17 protein-coding genes are annotated in these 23,529 nt (G+C 70.0%); 9 read left to right on the top strand and 8 right to left on the bottom strand.

Translation table 11 applies throughout. The features are described from left to right. Nucleotides 1-43 precede the first annotated feature (43 nt). The 4 genes from rpsF to rplI all read left to right on the top strand — a co-directional run bounded on the left by rpsF (nucleotide 44) and on the right by rplI (nucleotide 1,727). The gene (rpsF, locus tag JNB61_RS07120; protein ID WP_116195173.1) at nucleotides 44-412 is read left to right on the top strand and encodes a 30S ribosomal protein S6; all 369 of its coding nucleotides are present in this window, start codon (nucleotides 44-46) and stop codon (nucleotides 410-412) included. Between the two features lie 5 nt (nucleotides 413-417). Next, entirely contained in the window at nucleotides 418-933 is a 516-nt protein-coding gene (locus JNB61_RS07115; RefSeq protein WP_159840774.1) for a single-stranded DNA-binding protein, read from the top strand. Nucleotides 934-1,008: 75 nt separating this feature from the next. Then, entirely contained in the window at nucleotides 1,009-1,263 is a 255-nt protein-coding gene (gene rpsR, locus JNB61_RS07110) for a 30S ribosomal protein S18 (RefSeq protein WP_005054609.1), read from the top strand. 11 nt (nucleotides 1,264-1,274) lie between these two features. Beyond that, a complete protein-coding gene (rplI, locus tag JNB61_RS07105; protein WP_159840776.1) occupies nucleotides 1,275-1,727 on the top strand; it encodes a 50S ribosomal protein L9 in 453 nt (150 codons plus the stop codon). Nucleotides 1,728-1,790: 63 nt separating this feature from the next. On the opposite strand, the gene JNB61_RS07100 is transcribed toward rplI, so the two are convergent. The 3 genes from JNB61_RS07100 to JNB61_RS07090 form a co-directional block, all read right to left on the bottom strand. Beyond that, a complete protein-coding gene (locus tag JNB61_RS07100) occupies nucleotides 1,791-3,065 on the bottom strand; it encodes a GNAT family N-acetyltransferase (RefSeq protein ID WP_220339186.1) in 1,275 nt (424 codons plus the stop codon). A 309-nt stretch (nucleotides 3,066-3,374) separates the two neighbouring features. After that, the gene (locus tag JNB61_RS07095; protein WP_220339185.1) at nucleotides 3,375-4,832 is read right to left on the bottom strand and encodes a hypothetical protein; all 1,458 of its coding nucleotides are present in this window, start codon (nucleotides 4,830-4,832) and stop codon (nucleotides 3,375-3,377) included. Between the two features lie 120 nt (nucleotides 4,833-4,952). Further along, the gene (locus tag JNB61_RS07090; RefSeq protein WP_308291217.1) at nucleotides 4,953-5,936 is read right to left on the bottom strand and encodes a hypothetical protein; all 984 of its coding nucleotides are present in this window, start codon (nucleotides 5,934-5,936) and stop codon (nucleotides 4,953-4,955) included. 608 nt (nucleotides 5,937-6,544) lie between these two features. Between JNB61_RS07090 and dnaB the strand changes: the two genes are divergently transcribed. Next, nucleotides 6,545-7,918, top strand: coding sequence for a replicative DNA helicase (dnaB, locus tag JNB61_RS07085; protein ID WP_159840782.1), 1,374 nt, complete (start codon nucleotides 6,545-6,547; stop codon nucleotides 7,916-7,918). 200 nt (nucleotides 7,919-8,118) lie between these two features. On the opposite strand, the gene JNB61_RS07080 is transcribed toward dnaB, so the two are convergent. The 3 genes from JNB61_RS07080 to JNB61_RS07070 all read right to left on the bottom strand — a co-directional run bounded on the left by JNB61_RS07080 (nucleotide 8,119) and on the right by JNB61_RS07070 (nucleotide 14,882). After that, nucleotides 8,119-11,193, bottom strand: a complete 3,075-nt coding sequence (locus JNB61_RS07080; protein WP_220339184.1) for a hypothetical protein — start codon at nucleotides 11,191-11,193, stop codon at nucleotides 8,119-8,121. 155 nt (nucleotides 11,194-11,348) lie between these two features. Continuing rightward, nucleotides 11,349-13,859 (bottom strand): transglycosylase domain-containing protein, encoded by a 2,511-nt coding sequence (locus JNB61_RS07075; RefSeq protein WP_222855223.1) that lies wholly within the window; start codon nucleotides 13,857-13,859, stop codon nucleotides 11,349-11,351. Nucleotides 13,860-13,970: 111 nt separating this feature from the next. Continuing rightward, nucleotides 13,971-14,882, bottom strand: coding sequence for a LysR family transcriptional regulator (locus tag JNB61_RS07070; RefSeq protein ID WP_220339183.1), 912 nt, complete (start codon nucleotides 14,880-14,882; stop codon nucleotides 13,971-13,973). A gap of 73 nt (nucleotides 14,883-14,955) precedes the next feature. Between JNB61_RS07070 and JNB61_RS07065 the strand changes: the two genes are divergently transcribed. The 4 genes from JNB61_RS07065 to JNB61_RS07050 all read left to right on the top strand — a co-directional run bounded on the left by JNB61_RS07065 (nucleotide 14,956) and on the right by JNB61_RS07050 (nucleotide 19,471). Continuing rightward, complete coding sequence (locus JNB61_RS07065) at nucleotides 14,956-15,873, top strand: EamA family transporter (RefSeq protein ID WP_220339182.1); 918 nt, start codon at nucleotides 14,956-14,958, stop codon at nucleotides 15,871-15,873. 231 nt (nucleotides 15,874-16,104) lie between these two features. Continuing rightward, on the top strand, nucleotides 16,105-17,622 hold the full coding sequence (locus JNB61_RS07060; protein ID WP_220339181.1) for an MATE family efflux transporter: 1,518 nt from the start codon (nucleotides 16,105-16,107) through the stop codon (nucleotides 17,620-17,622). Between the two features lie 24 nt (nucleotides 17,623-17,646). Continuing rightward, nucleotides 17,647-18,207: a hypothetical protein gene (locus tag JNB61_RS07055; RefSeq protein ID WP_220339180.1), complete on the top strand. Its 561-nt coding sequence runs from the start codon at nucleotides 17,647-17,649 to the stop codon at nucleotides 18,205-18,207. A 10-nt stretch (nucleotides 18,208-18,217) separates the two neighbouring features. Beyond that, nucleotides 18,218-19,471, top strand: coding sequence for an alpha/beta fold hydrolase (locus JNB61_RS07050; protein ID WP_159840796.1), 1,254 nt, complete (start codon nucleotides 18,218-18,220; stop codon nucleotides 19,469-19,471). A gap of 64 nt (nucleotides 19,472-19,535) precedes the next feature. Here JNB61_RS07050 and JNB61_RS07045 read toward each other — a convergent pair whose 3' ends face one another. Together JNB61_RS07045 and JNB61_RS07040 are read right to left on the bottom strand one after the other, a co-directional pair. Further along, nucleotides 19,536-20,978 carry a DUF1254 domain-containing protein gene (locus tag JNB61_RS07045; protein ID WP_220339179.1) on the bottom strand — a complete coding sequence of 481 codons (1,443 nt, stop codon included), beginning with the start codon at nucleotides 20,976-20,978 and terminating at the stop codon, nucleotides 19,536-19,538. A 169-nt stretch (nucleotides 20,979-21,147) separates the two neighbouring features. After that, nucleotides 21,148-23,430, bottom strand: coding sequence for an esterase-like activity of phytase family protein (locus tag JNB61_RS07040; protein ID WP_220339178.1), 2,283 nt, complete (start codon nucleotides 23,428-23,430; stop codon nucleotides 21,148-21,150). Between the last annotated feature and the right edge of the window lie 99 nt (nucleotides 23,431-23,529).

The following is a 23,529-nucleotide window of genomic DNA, read 5'->3' as shown; positions in this document are numbered from 1 at the left end:
GGGAAATGCCCGACAGCCGTTCTAGTCCGAAGGAGGTGGGTTAGTGACGCACCAGTACGAGCTCATGGTCATCCTGAACCCCGAGATCGACGAGCGCCAGGTCGGCGCCAACCTCGACAAGTTCCTGAAGGTCATCACGACCGACGGCGGCACCATCGAGAACATCGACATCTGGGGCAAGCGCCGTCTTGCCTACGAGATCCAGAAGAAGACCGAGGGCATCTACGCCGTCGTCAACTTCACCGCCACGGCTGAGACCACGCAGGAGCTGGACCGCCAGCTCAACCTGAGCGAGCAGATCATGCGCACCAAGGTCCTCCGCGCCGAAGAGGCGATCGCCATGATCGCCTCGGAGAAGCAGCGTGCCGACGAGCGCGCCGCCCGCAAGACCGCCAAGGCTGCGAAGGCGTAAGGACGATGGCCGGCGAGACGATCATCACCGTCGTGGGCAACCTCACGGCTGATCCCGAACTGCGTTACACGCAGAACGGACTCCCCGTCGCGAACTTCACGATCGCGTCGACGCCTCGCAACTTCGACCGTCAGGCGAACGAGTGGAAGGACGGCGAAGCGCTGTTCCTCCGCGCGAGCGTGTGGCGCGAGTTCGCCGAGCACGTGGCCGGCTCGCTGACCAAGGGCATGCGGGTCATCGCGACCGGCCGCCTCAAGCAGCGCAGCTACCAGGACCGCGAAGGCAACAACCGCACCGCGATCGAGCTCGAGGTCGACGAGATCGGCCCGTCGCTGCGCTACGCGACCGCACAGGTCACCCGCGCTGCGGGCGGCTCGGGCGGCGGCGGCAGCTTCGGCGGCGGTCAGTCGCGCCCGCAGCCGCAGGTCGCCGACGAGCCCTGGTCGACCCCCGGTTCGTCGAACGCCGGCGGCGACGCCTGGGCTGCTCCCGGCGCCTACGGCGACGACACCCCGTTCTGATCGGTCAGATCTCAGCAACAGATTCCGGATGCCCCGTGACGAGGCATCCGATCAGCAAAACGTAAAGGAAACACCATGGCTGGAAAGGCAACCGGCGACCGCCGGAAGCCGCGGAAGGGCGCGAAGAACGCCGCCCCCGCGAAGGCGATCCGTGTCGGCGTCATCGACTACAAGGACGTCGCCACCCTCCGCAAGTTCATCTCGGAGCGCGGGAAGATCCGCGCCCGTCGTATCACCGGTGTCTCGGTGCAGGAGCAGCGTCTGATCGCCAAGGCAATCAAGAACGCGCGCGAAATGGCGCTCCTGCCTTACGCCGGCGCTGGCCGCTAAGGAGTACCCACATGGCAAAGCTCATTCTCACGAACGAGGTCGCCGGGCTCGGTAGCGCCGGTGACGTGGTCGAGGTCAAGAACGGGTACGCCCGCAACTACCTCATCCCCCAGGGCTTCGCGGTCGCGTGGACCCGCGGTGGCGAGAAGCAGGTGGCGTCGATCCGCGCCGCCCGCGAGGCGCGCGCGATCCACGACCACGAGGAGGCCGTGGCCCTCAAGAACAACCTCGAGACCAACAAGGTCCGCCTGGCCGTCAAGGCCGGCGCCGAGGGTCGCCTGTTCGGTGCGGTCAAGACCGTCGACGTGGCGGAGGCCGTCAAGGCCGCCGGACTCGGCGAGCTCGACAAGCGCAAGATCCACATCACCTCCCCGATCAAGTCGGTGGGCGAGCACGAGGCGACCGTTCGCCTCCGCGACGACCTCACCGCCGTGATCACCCTCCAGGTGGTCGCCGCCAAGTAATTCTGGCGAGAGCGAACGGATGCCGCAGACCTCCGGGTCTGCGGCATCCGTCGTATCCGGGGGTCAGAAGATCCAGTTCGCGCCGGCCGCGACCGGCCACGACCATGCCGCTGAGGCCGCGCGCAGCGCGTCGGGCCTCCCGACGCCCACGAGCCCCGCCTGGGCGAGCGACGCGAGCGAGATCGACCCGAGGTGCGCTGCGCCGAGCTCGCGGACGTCGAGCACGAGGTCGGGTTCGGAATCGGATGCCGCCACCTCCGCGTGCTCCCACGCCGCGGCGCGCACGCGCCAGCGACCCGCGTTCGCGGGCAGCATCGTGTCGGCCACCTCGAGCACGACGTCGACGTCGCCCGCGTAGCGCCGCTGGCCGAGCGCCGCCGGCAGGTCGAGGATGCGGATCCACGAGTTGTCCTGGTAGTCGGGCACCGCGGGCCGGATGTCGACGAGCAGCGAGACGATCGGGTCGTCGACGGGCAGGTTCGAGACCTGGACGCGGCTCGTGAGATCGAGGTCGAGCAGCACCGACCACATGCGGTGCGCCGCGGCCGCCGTGAGCGCGACGGCCTCGCGCACGTGCACGGTGCCTTCGGCGCCGGCGCGCTCCCACGACATCGCACGCCGGAAGGTCGCGTACGCGAGCGTGTTGTCGGCGCTGTCACGCACCAGCAGGAGCCGAAGCGACTCCTTGCCGCCGCGGTACGCGGGCGGGTCGGCCTCCCGCGCGGTGCGCTGCTCGGGCGTCTCGCGCGTCGCCCACCCGGGGCGGCCGAGCCCGGCCGGCTGCCGCGCGTAGTCGCGATGGATCGAGGCCACGAGATCGCCGTGGGCTTCGGCATCCCATTCCTCCAGCTCGACCTCGAGTTCAGACGCCCCGGCCACCGGGCGCAGTGCGGCTCCCCGGGGGATCGTGAGGTTCAGCTGGGTGGAGGCCATGCCGTACCCGAAGCGACCGTAGATCGGGGTCTCGGCGGCCATCAGACCCGAGATCGCCTCGCCGTTCGCGAGGCAGTCGGCGAAGTGGTGCTCGATCATGCCGCGCAGGATGCCGCGGCGCCGGTGTCCCGGGTGCACGCCGACCCAGGTCAGCCAGCCGCACGCGACCTCGGCACCGGGCACGGGGTATGCGCGCAGCGGATACGCGCCGTGGAATCCCGCGAGGACCTCGTCGTCGTCGACGCGGGCGACGCCGTACGTGCGATCCCAGCTGAGCGGGCTCGGCAGCTCCCGGAGAGCCTCGACCGAGCGCTCGGTGGGGAACGCCCACGTGTCCAGGCGCAGGACGTCGTCGAGCCGGTCGGCGTCGATCGGGGTGAGGCGGTAGGGCGGGGGAAGAGGCATCCCTCCACTCTGGCGAGGAGGGCACGGGCGCGCAACGCGCCGGCCGGACGAGGCGGATGCCGCGAGCCCCCCGGGTCGCGGCATCCGCTCGTGGCATCTCCCGGTGCGGAGACCCGATCCAGGGCATCGCCTGGACTCCGCACCGCGGAGATGGGTGTGGACCCCCGATCGCGACGTGCGGTCCAGGCAAGGCCGGGCGCCGCGATCGGGGGCGTTCAGGGCGGGAGGGCCGCTGGGGTTCGGCCCTCCCGCGTGCTCACGCGGGTCGGACGGGTGGGGCAGCGGGGGAACGCCGGCTGCCCCGCCGACTCACGCGGAGCGCCGCCGCGACGCGCGTGCGATGGCGCCCGCTGCGAACAGCGAGAGCCCGAGCAGCAGGAACGGCATCACACCCGTCCCTCCCGTCGCGGCGAGCTGGGCGGCGGAGCCGGCCGACGCCGCCGAGCCGGTGGCAGCCGCCGGGGCGGTCGTGCCGGCGGTGCCGTCAGCACCCGGCGTGCCGGGGTTCCCCGGAGTGGTGGGGTCGGTCGGGTCGGTCGGGTCGGTCGGGTCGGTCGGGTCCGTCGGGTCGGTCGGGTCCGTCGGCACCACGGCGTCCACCGTGGTGCTGTCACCGACGACCGAGATCGCGTTGCCGCCGACGGTGACCGGAAGCCCGATCGGGGCGAGGATCTGCGTCCCGCCGAGGATCGAGCCTGAACCGCCGGTGCTTCCCGTGGTGCCCCCCGTACCGCTTCCCGGCGCCGCGACGGCACCGGTCGACTCGCTGTCACCGATACCCGAGATGGCGTTGCCGACGACCGTGACCGGGGCGGTGACGGGTGCGAGAACCTGGGTGCCGCCGAGGACCGAGTCGTCCCCGTCCGTGGTGCCCGTGGATCCGCCGCCCGTCGAACCGGTCGAGGGTGCCGTCGTGGCGCCGGTCGACTCGCTGTCTCCGATGACGGAGATCGCGTCGCCTGCCGCCGTGACCGGGGCGGTGACGGGTGCGACCACCTGGGTGCCGCCGAGGACCGAGCCATCCCCGTCCGTGGTGCCCGTGGATCCGCCGCCCGTCGAACCGGTCGAGGGTGCCGTCGTGGCGCCGGTCGACTCGCTGTCTCCGATGACGGAGATCGCATTTCCCGAGACGGTGACCGGGGCGGTGACGGGTGCGACCACCTGGGTGCCGCCGAGGATCGCGTCCTCACCGTCCGTCCAGGCGTCGGTCCCCGCCGCGGAACCCGACGAGGGTGCGGTGGTCGCGCCCTCGCTCGAGCTGTCGCCGACGACCGAGATCGCGTTGCCCGACACCGTGACGGGTGCGGCGACCGACACGACCCCCTGGGTGCCGGAGAGCGCGCCGTCCTGGCCCGACGTCTCGGCGGCAGGCGCCGGGGCGGGTGCCGGCGCGGCGGTCGCAGCATCCGTCGATGAACTGTCGCCGACGACCGCGACGGAGTTGCCGCTGACCGTGACCGGGACGTTCACCGAGACGAGCCCCTGCGAGCCCGAGCCGACGCCGTCGTCGCCGCTGGTGGACGCGGCCGGTGCCGTCGCGGGAGAGGCAGCAGCGGTGGTCGCGCCGCCCGACGAGGAGTCGCCGAGGACGGAGAGCGACGTGCCGCTGACCGTGACAGGGACGGTGACGCCGATGACGGCCTGGCTGCCCGAGAGCAAGCCGTCGTCGCCGGTGGTCTCGGCCGCGTTGGCGACCGTTGCGCCGAGCAGCGTGATGCCGCCGGCCAGGAGCGTGCCCCAGAGGGCGCGCTTGTAGAAAGTGCGCATGATGTTCCCCTTTGTGGATTGATCGGTTCTCGGCGCGGGAAGGAGCCGCGCTGTTCAGCGCGGAAGGCGCGCTGATGCTCTGGCGCCCGGGCTCGGATGAGCAGGGCGGCCGAGACCCGATCAGTCGGGGGAGACGTCGGTGGATCCGGCAGGCGCCGGCGGGGCGTGCTCGTCGTCCGGTCCGGCACGGCGCACCCAGGCACGGTGTGCGGCGAGCGGAAGGAGGGCAGCGAGCGCCCAGGCGCCGGGACCCGCACCACCGGGTCCCGCGGAAGAGATCGACAGGCAGAGTCCGCCTGCAGAGCCGAGGAGTCCGCCCGCCACGAGCGCGGCGGACGAGAAGACGACGGCGGCACGCGTGGCCGTTTCGGAGACGGATGCCGCGGCCCAGTGGCCGAACGCACGCGCTGTCGTCGTGAAGAGGGTGGCGGCAGCATCCGTCCGCGAGGCGAGAAGTGCGATCGCGTTCGGCGCCGATGAGTCGGCCGGGCTGCCGAGAAGGCCGGGAAGCTGCGGGATCACCGGGCGGACGGGGATTCCCGGGCCCGTTGCGGGCGGCTGACCGATCGTCGCGCCCGTCTCGCCGACGGCGCCGACGAGTTCGCCCAGCGTCTCGTCGACCGTGCCGCCGAGGTCGGTCACCGCGTCGTCGAGACCGGTATCCGAGACGATCCCGCCGACGGCCGGCACCTCCGTGACGAGGTCGACGACCGGTGCCGCGATGTCGTTCACGACCCCGCCCGAGACGGCCTCCGTGACCGGCTGGGTGACGGTTGTGACGACGGTGCCGACGGTCTGCGCGATCTGGCTCACCGGTTGCCCCACGGGAGCGGGGACGGCGGCGACGACCGTGTTGACCGTCTCGGCGACGCCGGTGGATGCGGTCGAGACCGTGCCGGTGCCGGTCGACGCGGTCGCGTCGACCAGCGAGGTCACGCCTCCGAGGGCACCCCCGAGCACTCCCGCGTCGTCGGCCTCGTCGGCGTGCGCCTGTCCGAGGCCGATGCCGAGGACCAGCGAGACGACGATCCAGGCGAACGCGGCCCCGGCCCCGATGAGGGCCAGCCGCACGATCCTCGGCAGCTGCGAGGTTGCGATCTCCACGTTCACCTCCCACGACGAAAGAGCCGCACGTTCCGGACGGATCGTGCGTGAGGGTGCCTGGAGTTGAGAGGCTACTCCCTCGTGATTCGCTCTGTCCAGACCTGTGTGGACGGAGAGTCCCTTCGTCTCGCCCGGTGGACGGCCGACGCGGCGGCCGGTGCGCAATTGTGCACAGGACAGCCTTCGGATCCAAACCTTCAACCCCGACTTCAATCGCATATCTCTCCACAGGTTGTGAAATACGCAGCCCCTGGTCAGGTGCGGTTTCGGACACATAACCCCCAGAAAGGCCCTGAGTTCTCCACAGGGGTTGTTCACAGCTGTGACGGCGTTTCTCCCCCACTCTCCACACAGTTATCCACAGGGTGTGTTGCGACTGTCGGAGGCCATCCTTAGCGTGGGGTGCGGCCCATTCGGGCGTCGCGCCTCCGTGCTGGGTTCGGTGGAGCGACGGCGGCCGGAATCGAACGACGCGAAGCGAGCGGGGGGCGGGAAGCTGCCGCATCCCGCTATTCGCACGTGTCCCGGCGCGCCGACTCGGCGAGCCGTCCCGATGCCGCCGGCAGAGCTCGGATGATGTGAACAACGGTAGGGAGGACGCGCAGCCTATGTCGATCGCCGACATCTCCGAAGAGCGCATGGGGGGCCCTCGCGACTTCGAACGCACTCCCCCGCACGACCTGCTCGCCGAGCAGAGCGCCCTCGGCGGGATGCTGCTGTCGAAGGATGCCGTCGCCGACGTGATCGAGACGCTGCGCGGCAGCGACTTCTACGTGCCCAAGCACGAGCTGATCTTCGAGGCGATCCTCACCCTCTACTCGCACGGCGAGCCGACGGACGTCGTCGCCGTCACCGACGAGCTGATCAAGACGGGTGAGCTGCAGCGCGCCGGCGGCGCCGACTACCTGCACACGCTCACCTCGATCGTGCCGACCGCCGCGAACGCCGGCTACTACGCATCGATCGTGTCGGAGCGTGCGCTGCTGCGCCGCCTCGTCGACGCCGGCACCCGCATCGTGCAGATGGGGTACTCGGGCCAGGGCGAGGCGCTGGATCTCGTCAACAACGCTCAGGCCGAGATCTACTCGGTGACCGGGGCAGAGCAGGCCGAGGACTACGTGCCGCTCACGATCGCCGTCGATGCCGCGGTGGAAGAGATCGAGGCCGCCCGCGGCCGCGACGGCCAGATGACCGGCATCCCGACCGGCTTCTCGGGGCTCGACTCGCTGACCAACGGTCTGCACCCCGGCCAGATGATCATCATCGCCGCGCGACCCGCGATGGGTAAGTCGACGCTCGCCCTGGACTTCGCCCGGGCGGCGGCGATCAAGTCCAACATGCCGACGATCTTCTTCTCGCTCGAGATGGGGCGCAGCGAGATCGCGATGCGCCTCATGAGCGCCGAGGGCGCGATCCCCCTGCAGTCGATGCGCAAGGGAACGCTCGACTCACGGGACTGGACCACGATCGCCGCCACGCGCGGCCGCATCAACGACGCACCTCTGTACATCGACGACAGCCCGAACATGACGCTCGTCGAGATCCGCGCGAAGTGCCGCCGACTCAAGCAGCGTGCCGGCCTCAAGCTCGTGGTCATCGACTACCTGCAGCTGATGACCTCGGGCAAGCGCGTCGAGTCGCGCCAGCAGGAGGTCTCGGAGTTCTCGCGCGCGCTCAAGCTCCTCGCGAAGGAGCTCGGCGTGCCCGTCATCGCGCTTTCGCAGCTGAACCGTGGCGCCGAGCAGCGCGCCGACAAGAAGCCGGCGATGTCAGACCTGCGTGAGTCGGGCTCGATCGAGCAGGACGCCGACATGGTCATCCTGCTGCACCGGGAAGCCGCGTATGAGAAGGACTCACCGCGCGCCGGCGAGGCCGACCTCATCGTCGCCAAGCACCGCAACGGTCCCACCGACACGATCACGGTGGCGTTCCAGGGCCACTTCTCGCGCTTCACGGACATGGCCCCGGGCGACTTCGGGTGACAGTCGGACCCCGACGGATTGGATCGGCCTGCCCGCAGGCGAGCCCGAGCACTTCGTGGCGGAGTATGGGGCGGAGCAGGTGCCCGCAGCGATGAAGAGCGACCGCGATCCGCGCTGAATGCCGCTGAGGCAACGGGGAGTACCCCGACAGCGGCGGCCGGCCGGGAGAACCCGACCGGCCGCCTCGGCGTCGCACCGGATCAGTGGACGGCGATCAGATCGTTGGCCCAGCCGATCATCCGGGTGCCGAACACCGCGTCCACACCCTTGCCGAGCTGCGCCTCCAGCTGCTCGACCACCGCGGCGAGCTGGTTCACCTCGGTCGCATGCCTGGCGGACACGTGGCTCTTCAGCGCCGCGTCCAGCTTGTCGCGCAGCCCCTTCTCGACCTTCGGGTCGGTCACGAGCTTCTCGGCGACAGCCCGCGTGAGGTTGTTGCCGAGGGACTCGGTCGTGGCCAGGAGCGTGAACGCCCGGGTGGCCGTCGCGGTGTTGCCGACGAAGTCCGTCGCCGTCGCCACCGCGGCGTGCGCACCGGTGTCGAGCGTGAACATGTCGAGCACGTAGCCCGTCGGCACCTCGGCACCGTCGAACTGCACGGACTGCGTCTCGACGCCGCTCAGTGAATCCGTGATCGTGTACTGCACGCTCGCGAAGTCGTCGGTGTCGTAGCCGGTGGCTGCGGGCTCGGTGAGGTCGATGACCGGAGCCGTGCGGTCGACGCGGACCGTCTGAGTGCCGCTGACCGCCTCGCACTCGCTCGACGTCTTCCACTCGATGACCCACTCGAGGGTCTCGTCGGCGTCCGCGGGGAGGGCGAACTCGACGACAGCGCCGTTCACCGTCGTCCAGGCCGGCGCAGCGCCGACCGGGTGTACCGCGTACGTGGTCGTCAGCGACTCCGGCGTGAAGGATTCGTCGGCGGCGGTCACGGTGAACGTGTGGTCGACGCCCACCCACTGCACGCCCGACACGACGGCTTCGTCACCGGTGATCTGGAAGTCCGCGCTGAGCGAACCGGTGATCCATGCCGGCACGCTCGGCGCGTCGCCGTGGTCGGGGAAGTTCTTCCCCGGCTGGTCCCAGGCGCCGTTCTCCCAGTCGCGGAAGACGTCGCGGAAGGTCGAGCGCGCGATGCACGACTCCCACAGCGGCATCTGGCCGGTGCCCGCGTAGTGCGGCTCCTCATCCGAACTGTGGCCGGGGTCGGGCGAGTCGAAGATCGGCAGACGATCGGCGCGCCACGAGTGGTCGGAGTCGATGCTGCGCAGCCAGGGCTGACCGTCGAGGCCGTCGATCATGACGTTGGCGGGGCGACCTGCGGGATCGGCGTAGATCGCCGTCGACACGCTCGGCAGCAGGCCGGGGCTGCGGTGATCCGAGATGACCTGGTTGAGGCCGTTCGCGTCGAGCAGCAGCAGCTTCGCCATCTGCACGGCGTCGTAGGCGGGCTCGAAGTCCTCGAGCGTCCACTCGGCGCTGTCCTTGAGGCGCGACGAGGGCACGATCGTGCCGTCGGGCAGCTCCACCTGGTCGCCGACGAGCGGGTCGACCAGACCCATCACGGCGTCGAGATACTCGCGGTCGCCATCGTCGAACAGGTCCACATGCACGTCGTCGTCGGAGAACGGCACGTCGATATCGGCCGAGCCGACCTCCATCCAGTGCGTCGGGTGCTTGAGGAAGTCCGACAGCAGCTCGACGTCGAAGCCCAGCGCCTCCGAGGCGAGCTCGAGCACCAGCTCTTTGGCGTCGGCCATCACCGGGTCGAGGAAGTCGATGTCGGGCATGATGGTCGCCATCAGGTCCTCCAGCCACAGGAAGACGTCGCCCCCCTCCTCGACCACCTCGCCGACGAAGTCGGGAGCACCGAGCATCGACAGCAGGTACTCGTTGATGAAGCCCGGCCGATCGGTGTCGTCCAGTCCGCCCAGCGTGTAGCCCGCGACCTGGAAGATGCCGACGCCGTCCTCGCACGTCGCCCGGTCGGTATCGAGCACCTCGTCGGTCTCGCCCTCCTCATCGTCGTTGCGGCAGATGAAGTTCTGCGCGTCGCGGAATGTGCCGGCGTCGAACAGCGTCTTCGACAGCGCCTCGCCGAGCTCCGGCCAGTGGCGCAGGCCGCGGTCGATGTCGGCGATCCACGCGTCGAGGTATGAGACGATCGCCGGGTTGACGAGAGCGTCGTCGGCCTCGTCGATCGGGCTCGTGACGCAGAAGACGTCCGCGCGGCACTCCTGCACGGTGACCGCCTTGACCGTCACGCCGCGCACGGTGTCGACCGTGACGTTCTCGACCACCTCGTAGCAGTCCCAGTCGACGATGTTGCAGTCCTCGTAGTCGAGGTCCTTCTGGATCGCCGCACGCTCGACCTGCAGCTCGGCCTTCAGGTCGATGAAGTAGTCGATGAGCGGCCCGCGGTTCGGCTCGGGGTCTTCGCCGACGGTGTACGCGAGGCCGGGGCATCCGTCATCCGCGGTTCCGTCGCCGTCGTCGTCGATGCCGTCGCCACACGTGCCGACCGGCAGCGGACTGTTCGGATCGACCAGGGTGTCGTAGATCCACTCGTTCGGCGCAGCGTACTCGAACGCCGGCGTGGCGTCGTTCGAGTACTCGGGTCCCGTCTGGTCGGTCTCGCCCGCGACCTGGGAGCGCCGCGAGTTGCCGTCGAAGCCCGCCGTCGCGTCACCCACGTAGCCCTCGGCGATGACATGGCGCAGGGCGATCTCGAGCGCGGTCGGGTCCTCGATGTCGAGGATTTCGCCGACACCGGGGAAGACCCCCTCCGCGACCTGGTTGATCAGCGTGTGCGCCCACATGTCGCCGGCGGCATGCGTCATGAAGCCGTACGCGAAGGCGAGGATCTGCTCCTTCTCGGCGGCACTGCGGCCTGCGTCATCCTGCGCATCCCAGGCCTCGGTCATGACGTGCTGCAGCCACTTCCCGGTCTCGTCGGGGTGGATCGCCGACTGGCCGTAAGCCAGGTCGGGGAACCCGTCCGGTCCGATCACCCCTGCGTTGTACGCGGCCGGCTGGTTGCGCAGAGCCGTGACGATGTCGCCCCGCACGGTGTACTCGGTGCCCTCGATGGTCACCTTCCCGTCATCGGTGACGTCGTCGTAGGCGTTCTCGGCGGTGGCGTTGTGGGTGTACGGCTTGAAGGCGGCGGCGGGCAGCGCGGTGACGACGAGTGTCGTCACCGTGAGCGCCGCGGTCGCGGTCAGGCCGGCCGCGAGCTTCGTGAAGCTGCGGCGTCGGCCGGTGGGTCGAGACATGGGCATTCCTCCCAAAGAGCGGACGTGCGGAACTGAGGCACCACGAGACTGGTTGTCCCGATGCACCGAGAGTCACCTCGGCGTTCGCCAGATACACGATTCGGGGACGGATGCTGCGCCCCGACGCCCGCTACCCCGAGCGGCGGGGAGGGGAGTCAATCGTTCCCGTTGCCGTTCCCGTTCCCGTTGCCGTTGCCGTTGCTGTCCTCGTTCCCATTCCCGGTGTCGTCCGGGGGCTGAGCGGGGGCGGGTCCGACGCGCGGCGGCGGCGCCGACCGGCGCACCAGCTCGGCGGGCGGCGCGGGGAAGCTGCCGCCCGGGTACAGCTGATTGGCGGCGGCCTGGATGTCGCGGGTCATCGGCAGGCGGATCGTCGACAGGGCGCGGCCGTTGTAGAACGAGCGGAACACGTCGCCGTATCCTGTCGTGTTTCCCACCCAGACGGCGGTCGTCACCCGAGTGCTCGACTCGACGAGCCACGTCTGGATGTTCTCGTGCGTCCCGGTCTTTCCGAGCAGGGGCGTCCCGTCGTTGGGGTTGCCGCCCGACCCGGTGCCACCGGGGCGCATGACGCCCTGCAGTGCGAACGCCGTCGCCGCCGCCACCTCGGGGCTGATCACCTGGGAGCACCGGTTGCCGGGTACCGGGAGCTCTGTGCCGTCGGCGTTGACCACGCGTTCGATCACGCGAGGCACGCAGTAGACGCCGCCGTTCGCGACGGTCGCGAAGGCGCCCGCCATGGCGACGGGCGCGATGTTGTTCGTTCCGATGATCGCCGCCGCGCCGTCGATGTCGACGGGGTCGCCGTCGCCGCGCGTCACGCCCATGCGGGCCGTGACGTTCTCGATGTCGCAGAGGTCGAGCTGCTCCGCCATGCCGAGGAAGCCGCTGTTGAGCGACTGCGCCGTGAACTGCATCGGCGTTCCCACATAGCCGGCCGCGCCGCCGAAGTTGCGCACGACGTGCTTCTCACGGTTGATCCACGTGCCCTCGCAGCGGTCCCGGAGGCGCGGGATGACCCGCAGCGTGCCGTTGACCGAGTCGGACAGGGTGTGCCCCGTCTCGAGCCAGTCGACGAGGGTGAACAGCTTGAAGGTCGATCCGGTCGGGAATCCCGTCGAGACGCCGTGCGTCATGTCGCCCGCGTAGACCAGCGAACTGTACGCCGGGTCGCTGAGGGAGAGGTCGCGGTCCTCCGTGAAGCGGTTGTTCTGGCTGATCGCGAGGATGCGCCCGGTGGTGGCCTCGACGCTGACCGACGCCGAACCGAACGACATGCCCGCGACGGTCTCCGGCGCGTAGCGGTGCATGGCGTCCTGCGAGGCGTTCTGCAGGTTCCAGTCCAGCGTGGTGTAGATGCTCAGGCCCTCGCGCGTCAGCGATTTCTGGCGGTCCTCCGGGGTCGCGCCGAACGCGGTCGCATAGTCCGGGTCCAGGCGCACGGTGTTCACCACGTACTGGCAGAAGAACGGCGCTGCGCTGGAGCCGCACCTCGTGGGCGGCGGCTGCAGCACCGGTGCGATCGGCTCGACCGCTGCGGCGACGTACTGCTCGGCAGTGATGCGGCCGTCTTCGCGCATGCGGTCGAGCACGTAGAGCTGCCGCCCCTTGGTGGCGCTGTAGGCGTCTCCCGCGGCAAGGTACTGCTCCTCGGTGATGGTCCCGTCGGCGAGGAGGGTGTCAAGTCCCGCGAGGGTGCCGGGCGTGACGTCGTCGTCCGAGCCGTCAGCGGCCTTGTTGTACCTCGTCCCGTCGCTCCCGAAGATCGAGCCCGCGGGGCGATCGATGCGGAAGGTGTTGGGGTTCTGCACGATCCCCGCGAGTGTGGCCGCTTGCGTCAGTGTGAGGTTCGCCGCGGTGGTGCTGAAGTAGTAGCGTGCTGCGGCCTCGATGCCGTAGGTCGTTCCGCCGAAGTTCGCGATGTTGAGGTAGCCGAGGAGGATGTCGTTCTTCGAGTACTTCTGCTCGAGCTGGACGGCATAGCGGATCTCCTGAAGCTTGCGTTCATAGCCCTCGATGCCGTCCGCCTGGGTCGCGTCCTTCCAGCACTCCTGCAGCGCCTGGTCGCGAGTCATCTTCACCACGGGGTCGCCGTTCCCGTCGACGACCGTCTCGCCCGCCTCGTTCGTCTCGTACACCGTGTCGGCATCGCGTTCGCAGCGCTGGACGAGCACGTTCTTCACGTACTGCTGGCTGATCGAGGAGCCGCCCTGGGTCTGACCGCCCTGGGCGTTCTTGATGAGAGCGCGGGTCGTGCCGAGGATGTCGATGCCGCCGTGCTGGTAGTACCGGGGGTCTTCGGAGGCCAGGATCGCGTCGTACATGACGAGCGAGACCTGGTCGAACTCGACGGGCTCGCGGTTCTGGTCGTAGAACGATGTCAGCTCGACGTCCTGCCCGCTGGAGGGGTCGCGGGCGTAGATCGTGGTCGGCAGCATCAGCCGGTCGATCTCGAGGTAGCTGGGCATGCTCTCGAAGAGAGACACGGCGGAGCTCGCCGCGTGTCCTGAGATGGCGATGGCCGGGGCGAGAGGGGCGACGACCAGCACGCCGGCGATGACGCTGAGCGCCAGCAGTCCGACGAGACCGCCGAGCACCCCGGCCACCGTGCGCCGGTAAGGCGGCAGGGACGAGTCCTCTGCCGAGACCTCTCGTGACCGCCTCATGACTGCTTCCCATCTGCGGTGGGAGAAATCATGTCAGACCGCTCGCGATTGCGCGACGGGTTCCGCCATCGCTGACCGGCGCCTAGGGTCGGGGACGCAGCATCCGTCCAGTCACATCGTGCGCGCGTGCTCCACGAACGCATCCAGCGCGGTGCGAAGCGCGGGGGAATCCTCCTGCGAACGCCGGTGGACCGCGAGCACGTCGCGGGTCGACGCGGGCGCCACGGTCGGGATGGCGACGAGGTCCGGTCCGAGGTCGCCACGGCCCAGGCGCGGCACGAGCGCGACCGCGCGGCCGGCGCGGGCGAACTCGAGGTGATTCTGGAACTCCATCGACTCGTGCACGATGCGCGGTGCGTTGGGGACGCCGTCGAACAGACGCCGGAGCCACTGGCGGCAGATCGTCGCCTCGAAGGTCGCGACCCAGGCCTCGCCCGCGAGATCCTCGGGGCGCAGCTCGCTGCGGCCGGCGAGCGGGTGGTCGCGGTGCAGGATGACGTCGGCCACGTCGGTGAACAGCGGGGTCGAGACGAGGTGATCGGGCATCGCCAAGGCGACGCCGCCCCACCGGTGGACGATGCCGAGGTCGCGCTGGCCGGACGCGACGAGCGCGATCGTCTCCCATGGCTCGCTCTCCCGAAGCGGCAGGGAGAGATCGGGGTGCCGCTCGGCCAGCTCGCTCAGCACGGGGATGACCAGCCCGCGCACGACCGTCGAGAACGCGGCGATCCTGATCTCGCCGACGACACGGTCATCGGCCCCGGCAGTGAGCTGGAGATCCGCGCGGAGGCGCTCGAGGTCGGCGAGGATCGGCGTGGATGCGACCACGAGACGCGTGCCCGCTTCGGTGAGGATCACTCCGCGCCCGGCGCGCTCGAGGAGGGCGATGCCGGTCTCACGTTCGAGCCTCTTGACCTGCTGCGACACGGCGGACGGTGTGTACCCGAGGCTCGTGGCCGCGGCGACGACGCTCCCCTGTGTGGCGATCGCGCGGAGCGACAGCACCGCCTCGAGATCGATCATGAAGCAACGCTACATCGTTTCATGGCAAAAGCATCGCTGGTGCTTCATCCAACGTTCAGCTGAAGTGGAACCTGTGAACAGACGCGACATGGTGCTGGCGGCGGCGGTGGCATCGTTCTGGGGGTTCAACTTCGTCGTGATCGACTGGGGGATGACGGGCGTCCCACCCCTGCTGTTCGTCGCGATCCGCTTCCTGGTGGTTGCGCTCGCCGTCTTCGTCGTGCCTCGGCCCCGCACATCGTGGCGCACGGTCCTGGGCGTCGGCCTCTTCATGAGCCTCGGGCAGTTCGGTCTGCTGTACACCTCGATGGCCCTCGGGCTGCAGCCGGGCCTCGCCGCCCTCGTCCTGCAGGCGCAAGCCGTGTTCACGATCCTCATCGCCGCCGCAGCTCTGCGGGAGCGCCCGACCGCGCCGCAGATCGCCGGTGTCGCCATCGGCGTGGTCGGCCTCGCCATCGTCGCCGCCGGACGAGGTGGCGACGCTCCCGCCCTCGCCGTGGCGCTGGCGCTCGCCGCGGCGTTCTCGTGGGGCATCGGCAACGTGATCTCGCGTCGCGCCGGGTCCGTCAGCGGACCGGGAAGGCTCGGCTCGCTGTCGCTCACGGTGTGGTCGGCGCTGGTGGTGCCGATCCCCGCGCTGATGCTGTCCTTCGTCGTCGAGGGTCCGACGGCGATCGCCGCCGGGATCGCCGCGTTCGGCTGGCAGTCCGCGCTCTCGACGCTGTACACGTCGGTGCTCTGCACGATCATCGGCTACTCGATCTGGAACGGCCTCCTCGCCCGCAACCCGTCCGCGGCGGTGGTTCCGTGGGTGCTGCTCGCGCCGGTCGTGGCGATGACGTCGGCCGCGCTGCTGCTCGGCCAGGTCCCCACGCCCGCAGAGCTCATCGGGGGAATCCTGCTCGTCGGAGGCGTGCTCGTCACGGGACTGCGCCGGCTGTCGGTACGCGGGCGTGCGATGACGGATGCGGCCACCCGGCGATCCGGCTAGAAGGGCGGTGCGCCCGGGAACCCGGGTGGATCGTCGGCACGTGTCTCGGAGTGGACCGTGAACCGGCACGCAGCTCCGCACCTCGCCGAGGGGTTTTGCGCAAGAACGCGACCTGAGGATGGTGCGTCCGAATCGATTCGATACACTGGCGTCTGCCACTCGCCAAACCCTCCGTCGCCTGCGGGCGCGGCATCCGTCCCCTTCTCGTCTTCTCGTTCGAGAGCCGCCCTCATGACCACCGCCCTGACGACGGGCCGCCCGTGGCGCGTCATCGTCCTGTTCTCTGTTCCGCTGCTCATCGGCAACGTGGTGCAGCAGCTGTACCACTTCGTCGACGCCGTCGTCGTCGGGCGCCACCTCGGCGTCGATGCACTGGCGGCAGTCGGTGCGACGGGCAGCATGCTGTTCCTCCTGCTGGGCTTCGCGTGGGGCCTCACGTCGGGCTTCGCGATCCCGACGGCGCAGGCGTTCGGCGCGCGCGACCACGAGGCGGTGCGACGATCGGTCGCCGCGGGAACCATCCTGACCGGCGCGTGCACGCTGCTTCTGACCGTGGGCGCGCCGCTTGTCACCGCACCCCTGCTCGAGCTGCTGCAGACACCTGCGGAGCTCATGGACGACGCCATCGTGTTCGCCCAGATCAGCTTCCTCGGCGCGGGCGCGATGATGTTCTTCAACTACCTGTCGGCGATCATCCGCGCCATCGGCGACTCGCGCACGCCGCTCATCTTCCTGACGCTCGCGTGTGCACTCAACGTCGTGCTCGTGATCGTCATGGTCGGCACACTCGGCTGGGGCGTGGGCGGCGCGGCGCTGGCGACGGTGGTGTCTCAGGCCATCTCCGTACTGCTCTGCCTGGAGTTCGTACGGCGACGGATACCGGTGCTCCATGTCCGTCGGCGCGATTGGCGTGTGAGCCGCGCCGAGCTCGCGGAGCACCTCCGCCTGGGCCTGCCGATGGGTTTCCAGGCCTCGATCATCGCCATCGGAACACTCTCGGTGCAGGTCGCTCTCAACGAGCTCGGCGCCAACGCCGTCGCGGCGTACACCGCCGCGGCCCGGGTCGACGGTCTCGCGCTCGCACTGCTGCAGTCGCTCGGCCTCGCCGTGTCGATGTTCGTCGCCCAGAACCACGGTGGCGGCCGGCCCGACCGCATCCGCGGCGGTGTGGTGCAGGCGACGTGGATGTCGGTGGGCGCCGCCCTCGTGCTCGGAGCGCTGCTCATCGCGTTCGGCGCGATGACGGTCTCGCTGTTCATCGACGAAGGCTCGGCCGAGGTCGTCGACCTCGCGGCGCAGATGCTCGCCATCAACGGGGCGACCTACTGGATCCTCGGCATCCTGTTCGTCCTGCGCGGAGCGCTGCAGGGACTCGGCCACACCCTCATCCCGACGGTGACCGGCGTGATCGAGCTCGTCATGCGCGTCGGCGCGGCGGTCGTGCTGGGGAGCATCTTCGGCTTCATCGGCGTCGCGGCGAGCAACCCGCTGGCGTGGCTGGGCGCCGTGGTCGTGCTCGCGCCCGCGTACATCCACGCCCACCGCCGGCTGGGCAGGGTCCCGGTCGCGCCGACGGTCGCGACCGCGACGACGCCCATCGCCGTCATCGGCCCGACCGACGGCTCGATGGTCGTCGACGCGATCGTCACGCAGCCCATCGTGCTGCCCACCGTCGCGCAGGCGCCGTCGCGCCACCCGCGCCGGTTCCGGTTCGTGCCGTCGCGCGACAAGCGCCGCGCGCGGGGCTGAGGCGGCGCTCGGTAGAGTGCGGCCATGACCGGCGAATACCCGCGGGACCTCGCCGTCATCGCGGCCGCCTTCGGGGTCGCGGCACTGGTGTGGGCGACGTGGGCGCAAGGGCGTCCGCCGCATGGCTGGTGGTGGCGCGCGGTGCTCGGCCTCGAGAGCGTCGCCGGGCTGGCACTGGCAATGGGCGGTGTCGTGCTCCTCGCCCGTCTGTGGTCCACGCCCAGCGCGATCGAACCCGGAACGACGGCGTTCGTCGTCTACATCGTCGTCTTCTGGGTCGAGCTCGCGTTCGCCGTCGTGCTGGCGATTCTCGCGATCGGGGCGGGATGGTCGGACTACATCTCGCCCGCCCTGCTCGTGCTCATCGGTCTCGACCTCGCCGTGCTCGCGCCGGCGCTCCAGCAGCCGTTCCTCTTCATCCCGGCGGCGCTCCTGATCGGTGTCGCCGCCGCCTCGCTGGTCGCTGCGTCGGACGACGTCGCGCGCGGCTTCTGGTGCGGCCTCTTCGGGGCGCCGGTGTTCGTGACGACCGGGACGTGGGCCGCTCTCGCTGTCGTCCCCGCCGCCGTCGGAGGTGCGACATAGGCTCGTCTGCATGTCCGTGACGACGCGCCGCATGCAGGACCTGACCATCGACGACCACTTCCTCACGGTCCCTCTGGTGTGGGGCGATCCGGCCGATGGGCGCACGATCGACATCCACGCGGCCGTGGTCGCACGTGACGGCGGTGAGAGTCTGCCGTACCTCGTCTTCCTGCAGGGCGGGCCGGGCCATGAGGCGCCGCGCGCGTTCCACTCCCCGTCGGGGCCGTCGTGGCTCGACACCGCGCTCGAGCACTACCGCGTGGTCATGCTCGACCAGCGCGGCACGGGCCTGTCCTCACCCGTCGGCGACGACGACCTTGCGCGCGATGCGGCCGAGCTCGCCGAGTACATCACCCATCTGCGCGCCGACGCGATCGTGCGCGACTGCGAGGCCGTGCGCCAGCATCTCGGCGCCGAGCGGTGGAGCGTCCTGGGGCAGTCCTTCGGCGGTTTCACCACCCTGGCGTATCTCTCGACGGATGCCGCGTCCCTCGAGCACGTCTTCATCACCGGCGGCCTGAGCGCCGTGGGTCGCCACCCCGACGACGTCTATGCCCTCACGTACGACAAGATGCGCGAGGAGTCGGAGAAGTACTACCGCCGGTTCCCCGCCCATCGCGACGCCATGCGGCGCGTGATCGATCTCGCCCTCGACGGCGAGCTGGTGCTCCCCGGTGGCGAGGTCGCGTCGGTCTCGCGCGTGCGCTCGGTGGGTTCGGCGCTGGGCACCGACGACGGCTGGCAGACCCTGTGGGGCCTGCTCGAACGCGACCCGCGCTCCAACGCCTTCCGTCACGACCTCGCCGCGGCGATGCCGTTCGGCGCGCGCAACCCGCTGTACTTCGTGTTCCACGAGTCGAGCTATGCCGACGGCTACGCCACCCGCTGGTCGGCCGAGCGTACCGAGCCCGACGACTTCCGCGAGGACCCGACGCTCTTCACGGGCGAGCACGTGCGCCGCGAGTGGCTCGACACCGTCCCCGGTTTCCAGCCCTGGCGCGACGTGACCCTCGCGCTCGCCGAGTTCGAATGGCCGTCGCTCTACGACGCCGACGCGATCGCGGCATCCCACGCCCGTGGCGCCGCCGCGGTGTACGTCAACGACGTCTACGTGCCGCTCGAGTTCTCGATGGAGACCGCGCGACTCCTGCCCGGGGTGACGCCGTGGGTCACGAGCGAGCACGAGCACAACGGCCTCCGCGCCGCCGGGGGCGATGTGCTCTCGCGTCTCATCGAGCTGGCGCACGGTCGCCGGGTGCGCTGACCCGCGACATAGACCCCGACGGACGCTGGGCACACGCACGTGCCGCAGCCCCGTGTCACGGCGTTCAGGCCTCCTTCACGAGCTCCGGGAGCCGCCACGTCTTGTCGAACCAGGGCTCGAGCGGGCCGTAGAGCCGGAGCATCGGGAACCACGACTTGCCGGGGATGGTCGGGATCCAGTTGGACTCCCTGCCCTCGGGCGGCGTCGGCGAGAACCACAGCACGTACGAACCGTCGTCCTCCGCCTGCACCGTGCCCGTGAGACTGGTGAGCGCGGGGTATGCCGTGGACTGAAGGAGCGACCGGGTCTGCGTGTCGTACAGGTCGATCGACCAGAAGTTTCTCGCAGGCGGATCGGCGGGAACCCTCAGCGAGTACGTGGCGGCACCGTCGAGGACATGGCCGTCGGCATCCTCGGCCGTGTAGGCGTACGCGGATCCCGCGCCCACCTGCGCGTGCGCCATCGCGGGCGTGATCACCGTGGCGAAGTAGTGGAACTGCGTGCGCGCGTCGAGGTTGCGCGCGCCGCCGCGGAGGAACTCGTGGCTGCCGCCGGTGAACGCGTTCTTCCACGACGAGCCCTCCCAGAAGTAGGCGTCGGGGTCGCGCGGCTTGTACACCAACGCGCGCGAGATCGCGGCGCCGATGCGGGCGGCGCCGTCAAGAATGGCGCGCCGGTGGTCGTCCGGCTCGAACGGCGTTCCGTGCTCCAGGCCGATCGTCGCGAGCGTTCCGGCCCGCTCGGGGTCGAGCGCCATGGCGGGCTCCTCAGACACGAGCTGCGCGATCTCCTCGAAGAACGTGAAGTCGTTGGCGTGCACCGTGTTCTGCAGCACCGCGGCGATGTTGAGGAAGGTGTTCTCGCGCGGCGCGCCCGCCTCGCTCAGCGGGTAGATGCGCGTCTGCTTCATCGCCGGCACGCCGCCCAGTGCACGGAGCACCACCCAGTTGGTGAAGGTGGGCGATTCGTAGGTGAAGTAGCCGTCCGGTCGCTCGCCGTCGTAGCCGGGTGGCAGGAAGAGGTACTTGCCGCCGGCGCCCTTGTCGGGGCCGGCGATACCCATGTCGGCGACGTACCGGAACCAGAAATCGTCGACGACGCACAGCGACTGCGGCGGCGCCTCGATGACCGTCGGGCCCCACGCCTTGAGGTCTAGGAACGTCGTGCCGTACGTCGTCTCGGTGTTCGGGGTGAGAAACAGGCTGCCCGAATTGGCGCGCGGATCGGTGAAGCCGATCTTGTCGGGTGCATCGACGCCGGCGCTGCGCAGCCCCCGCCGCATCGCGACGAGCGAGGCGCCCGGAACCGCGGTGAGGAACGCGTCGATGCCGCGCAGCAGGTCCAGGGCATCGAAGATCGACTGCACGGAGTCCGTCTTCGGCACGCCGTCGAAGAACTCGAGATCGCCGAACGGCGTCGAAAGAACGTCGGGCGTGGCGAGGTGGGTCACCTCCTCCGCAAGCTGCTCCTTCGTCAGTCCCGCTCCGGGGGTGCCGTCGATGGCCATACTCGTCCCTTCGTTGCAAGCGCCGCCCCCCGGCGGCGCCCAATCCCGCATTGTGTCAGGTGGCCGTGTCGCGCAGTAACGCACGAAGTGGGTGATCCTCCGCACGTTTGATCCACAAAGGGGGGATGCCGCAGCATCCCCCCTTCGGATCGACGGGTGTCGTACCGGCTCAGCCCGTGAGCGTCACCGTGTCGATGGTCACTGCGGCGATGCCCGGGTGATCGCTGAAGACGCCGTCCATGCCGGCGTCGATGAACGCCTGCAGCTCACCGGCCAGGTCGCCGTACGCGGCAGGGTCTGCGCTCGAGCGGAACTCCGCCGGCAGGAACTGGTTCTCGGCACGGAACGTCCAGCCGTGCACCGTCAGCCCGGCAGCGTGCGCGTCGGGGATGACCGCGGTCGGCGTGCCCAGGCGGCCGTCGGCCGTGCGCGGGATCATGACGGACTTCTCGAGGCCCACGCCGTCGGCGTAGGTCGCGATCTCGGCCAGGCCCGCGGGCGTCACGATGTCCTTGTACGTGCGGGGGTCGCCGGCGAGCGTGAAGTCGTACGGCCGGCCCGAATTGCTCACCAGCTGGGCGAGCGTGACGTCGGTGAGCGCATCGAGCTCGCGGAGGTTCGCGGTTTCGAAGCTCTGCACGATCACCGGTGCGTCGGCGCGGTCGAGCCCGTTCGCCTGCAGGGCCGCCACGAGCGGCTCCTCGAGCGACAGACCGATCGAGTCGAAGTACGACGGATGCTTCGTCTCCGGGTACACGCCGACGGGCCGGCCGTCGCAGCTCACCGAGTGGCGGGCGAGGTCCATGACCTCGTCGAGCGTCGGGATCACGTAGAGCCCGTCGAACGCGGTGTTGGCCGGACGCGTCTGCGGCAGGCGCTCCTTCGCGCGGAGGGTGCGCAGCTCGGCGAACGTGAAGTCCTCCGTGAACCAGCCGCTGATCGAGGTGCCATCGATGATCTTCGTGGTCTTGCGCGCGGCGAACTCCGGCCGCGTCGCGACATCCGTCGTCCCGCCGATCTCGTTCTCGTGTCGCGCGACCAGAACGCCGTCCTTGGTCGAGACGACGTCCGGCTCGATGTAGTCCGCGCACTGCACGATCGCCGTCTCGTATGCCGCGAGCGTGTGCTCGGGGCGGGAGCCGCTCGCGCCGCGGTGCCCGATGAGGCTCACCGTCGACGGCTCGATCTTCGTCTTGTCGAGGTCGATGATCGCGAACTCGGTGTCGTCGGGCGTGCCCGGGATGCGCGCGTCGTTGCCCGGGTAGTTGTTGTCATTGCCGATCAGCAGGCTGCCGTCCTTCAGCTGCACGACGGTCTCGAACGACTGCACGGGCAGCGAGTAGATCTCGCCGGTGCCGTAGCCGTCGCCCGCACCGATGCCGCTCGGGTTGGCGATGCGCAGCGCGTCGAGCACGAGGCTCTTCTCGAGGTCGCCCTCCGCGTCCGTCCGGCGGAGGTCCACCTCGTAGACGCGCTTGGTGACCGACTGCGCACCCTCGAAGTCGTCGCGCTCGATGAGGATCAGCACGTCGCTTCGGACGGTGAACGCGTCGCCGATGACGTTCGGCTCCTGATCGGTCTGATAGCTCCACGTGCGACCGGTGTAGGCGCCGGCACGCGTGTCGAACTCGAGGATCTCACGGCGACGCAGGTCGGAGTCGTCGGCGTACGAGCCTTCGACGACCGGGTACAGGTAGCGCCCGTTCACCGAGGCGGCGAGGGCCTCGAAGCCGCGGCTCGCGCGCACGCGCGGGGTCTCGCCGGCCTGGAGGTACGGGTTCTGCGGCGACTTGGCGCCGTCGAGCGCGAACGGCTTCTCGAGCAGCGTGCCGTCGGCGTCGAAGTGCAGCAGGAACGGCCCGAACTCCTCGCCGACCCAGAAGGTGCCGTCCGTGGCCTTGACGACCGACTCGATGTCGAAGTCCGCGCCCGTGAGGAGCCGCTCGGCGGTGTCGTCGTTCACGATGGGGAAGTCGAGCACGCGGTTGCGGTCGTTGTACGAGATGAACCGCTCGATCTGGATCTCGCCGGAGCCGCCGTCAGCGGTCTGCCAGGCGGGGCGCACGAGGTAGTTGCGCAGCAGGAAGTCGGCGGAGTTGCCCTTGGCGCCGAACCCGTTGTCGGGCTGCGCCCAGAAGGTGCCGTCGCCGTTGTCGATCGCGGCCGAGAAGCCGGGGATGACCTGGCCGTCCCAGGGGCCGGTGCGGCCGTTGGCCGAGCTGGCCAGGGCTCCCGATGCCGGACCGGGCTCGAGGTGGTCGGCCGACAGCGTGGCGCGCGCGACGAGGGTCGGCACGTGCGTCTGCACGTACGGCGACTGCGAGTTCGCGGGCGCCGTGGCGACCGGCTGGGCGGAGGCGGCCGTGGCGGGAAGAAGGGCGACCGCGGTGGCCGCCGCTGCTGCCACGGCCAGAAGGCGCGGCAGGACGCGTCGTGTGGGGATTCGACTCATGCCCTCGAGGCAACCGGTGCCGATCAGCCGCCGTCTGACGGGCCGGCGACCGACACGCGACCGCCCGGTGAACGGGCGGCGAGCGGGCGGTGAGAAGGG

The sequence above is a fragment of the Microbacterium ureisolvens genome (assembly GCF_019511645.1).
Classification (GTDB): Bacteria; Actinomycetota; Actinomycetes; order Actinomycetales; family Microbacteriaceae; genus Microbacterium; species Microbacterium ureisolvens_A.
This window is presented reverse-complemented; position numbering and strand designations above follow the sequence as displayed.

What these genes read in the sequence shown, in the direction of transcription:
- JNB61_RS07115 (WP_159840774.1), top strand. Translation starts at nt 418, where the DNA reads ATGGCCGGCGAGACGATCATCACCGTCGTGGGCAACCTCACGGCTGAT.
- rpsR (WP_005054609.1), top strand. Translation starts at nt 1,009, where the DNA reads ATGGCTGGAAAGGCAACCGGCGACCGCCGGAAGCCGCGGAAGGGCGCG.
- rplI (WP_159840776.1), top strand. Translation starts at nt 1,275, where the DNA reads ATGGCAAAGCTCATTCTCACGAACGAGGTCGCCGGGCTCGGTAGCGCC.
- JNB61_RS07100 (WP_220339186.1), bottom strand. Translation starts at nt 3,065, where the DNA reads ATGCCTCTTCCCCCGCCCTACCGCCTCACCCCGATCGACGCCGACCGG.
- JNB61_RS07095 (WP_220339185.1), bottom strand. Translation starts at nt 4,832, where the DNA reads ATGCGCACTTTCTACAAGCGCGCCCTCTGGGGCACGCTCCTGGCCGGC.
- dnaB (WP_159840782.1), top strand. Translation starts at nt 6,545, where the DNA reads ATGTCGATCGCCGACATCTCCGAAGAGCGCATGGGGGGCCCTCGCGAC.
- JNB61_RS07080 (WP_220339184.1), bottom strand. Translation starts at nt 11,193, where the DNA reads ATGTCTCGACCCACCGGCCGACGCCGCAGCTTCACGAAGCTCGCGGCC.
- JNB61_RS07075 (WP_222855223.1), bottom strand. Translation starts at nt 13,859, where the DNA reads ATGAGGCGGTCACGAGAGGTCTCGGCAGAGGACTCGTCCCTGCCGCCT.
- JNB61_RS07070 (WP_220339183.1), bottom strand. Translation starts at nt 14,882, where the DNA reads ATGATCGATCTCGAGGCGGTGCTGTCGCTCCGCGCGATCGCCACACAG.
- JNB61_RS07060 (WP_220339181.1), top strand. Translation starts at nt 16,105, where the DNA reads ATGACCACCGCCCTGACGACGGGCCGCCCGTGGCGCGTCATCGTCCTG.
- JNB61_RS07055 (WP_220339180.1), top strand. Translation starts at nt 17,647, where the DNA reads ATGACCGGCGAATACCCGCGGGACCTCGCCGTCATCGCGGCCGCCTTC.
- JNB61_RS07050 (WP_159840796.1), top strand. Translation starts at nt 18,218, where the DNA reads ATGTCCGTGACGACGCGCCGCATGCAGGACCTGACCATCGACGACCAC.
- JNB61_RS07045 (WP_220339179.1), bottom strand. Translation starts at nt 20,978, where the DNA reads ATGGCCATCGACGGCACCCCCGGAGCGGGACTGACGAAGGAGCAGCTT.
- JNB61_RS07040 (WP_220339178.1), bottom strand. Translation starts at nt 23,430, where the DNA reads ATGAGTCGAATCCCCACACGACGCGTCCTGCCGCGCCTTCTGGCCGTG.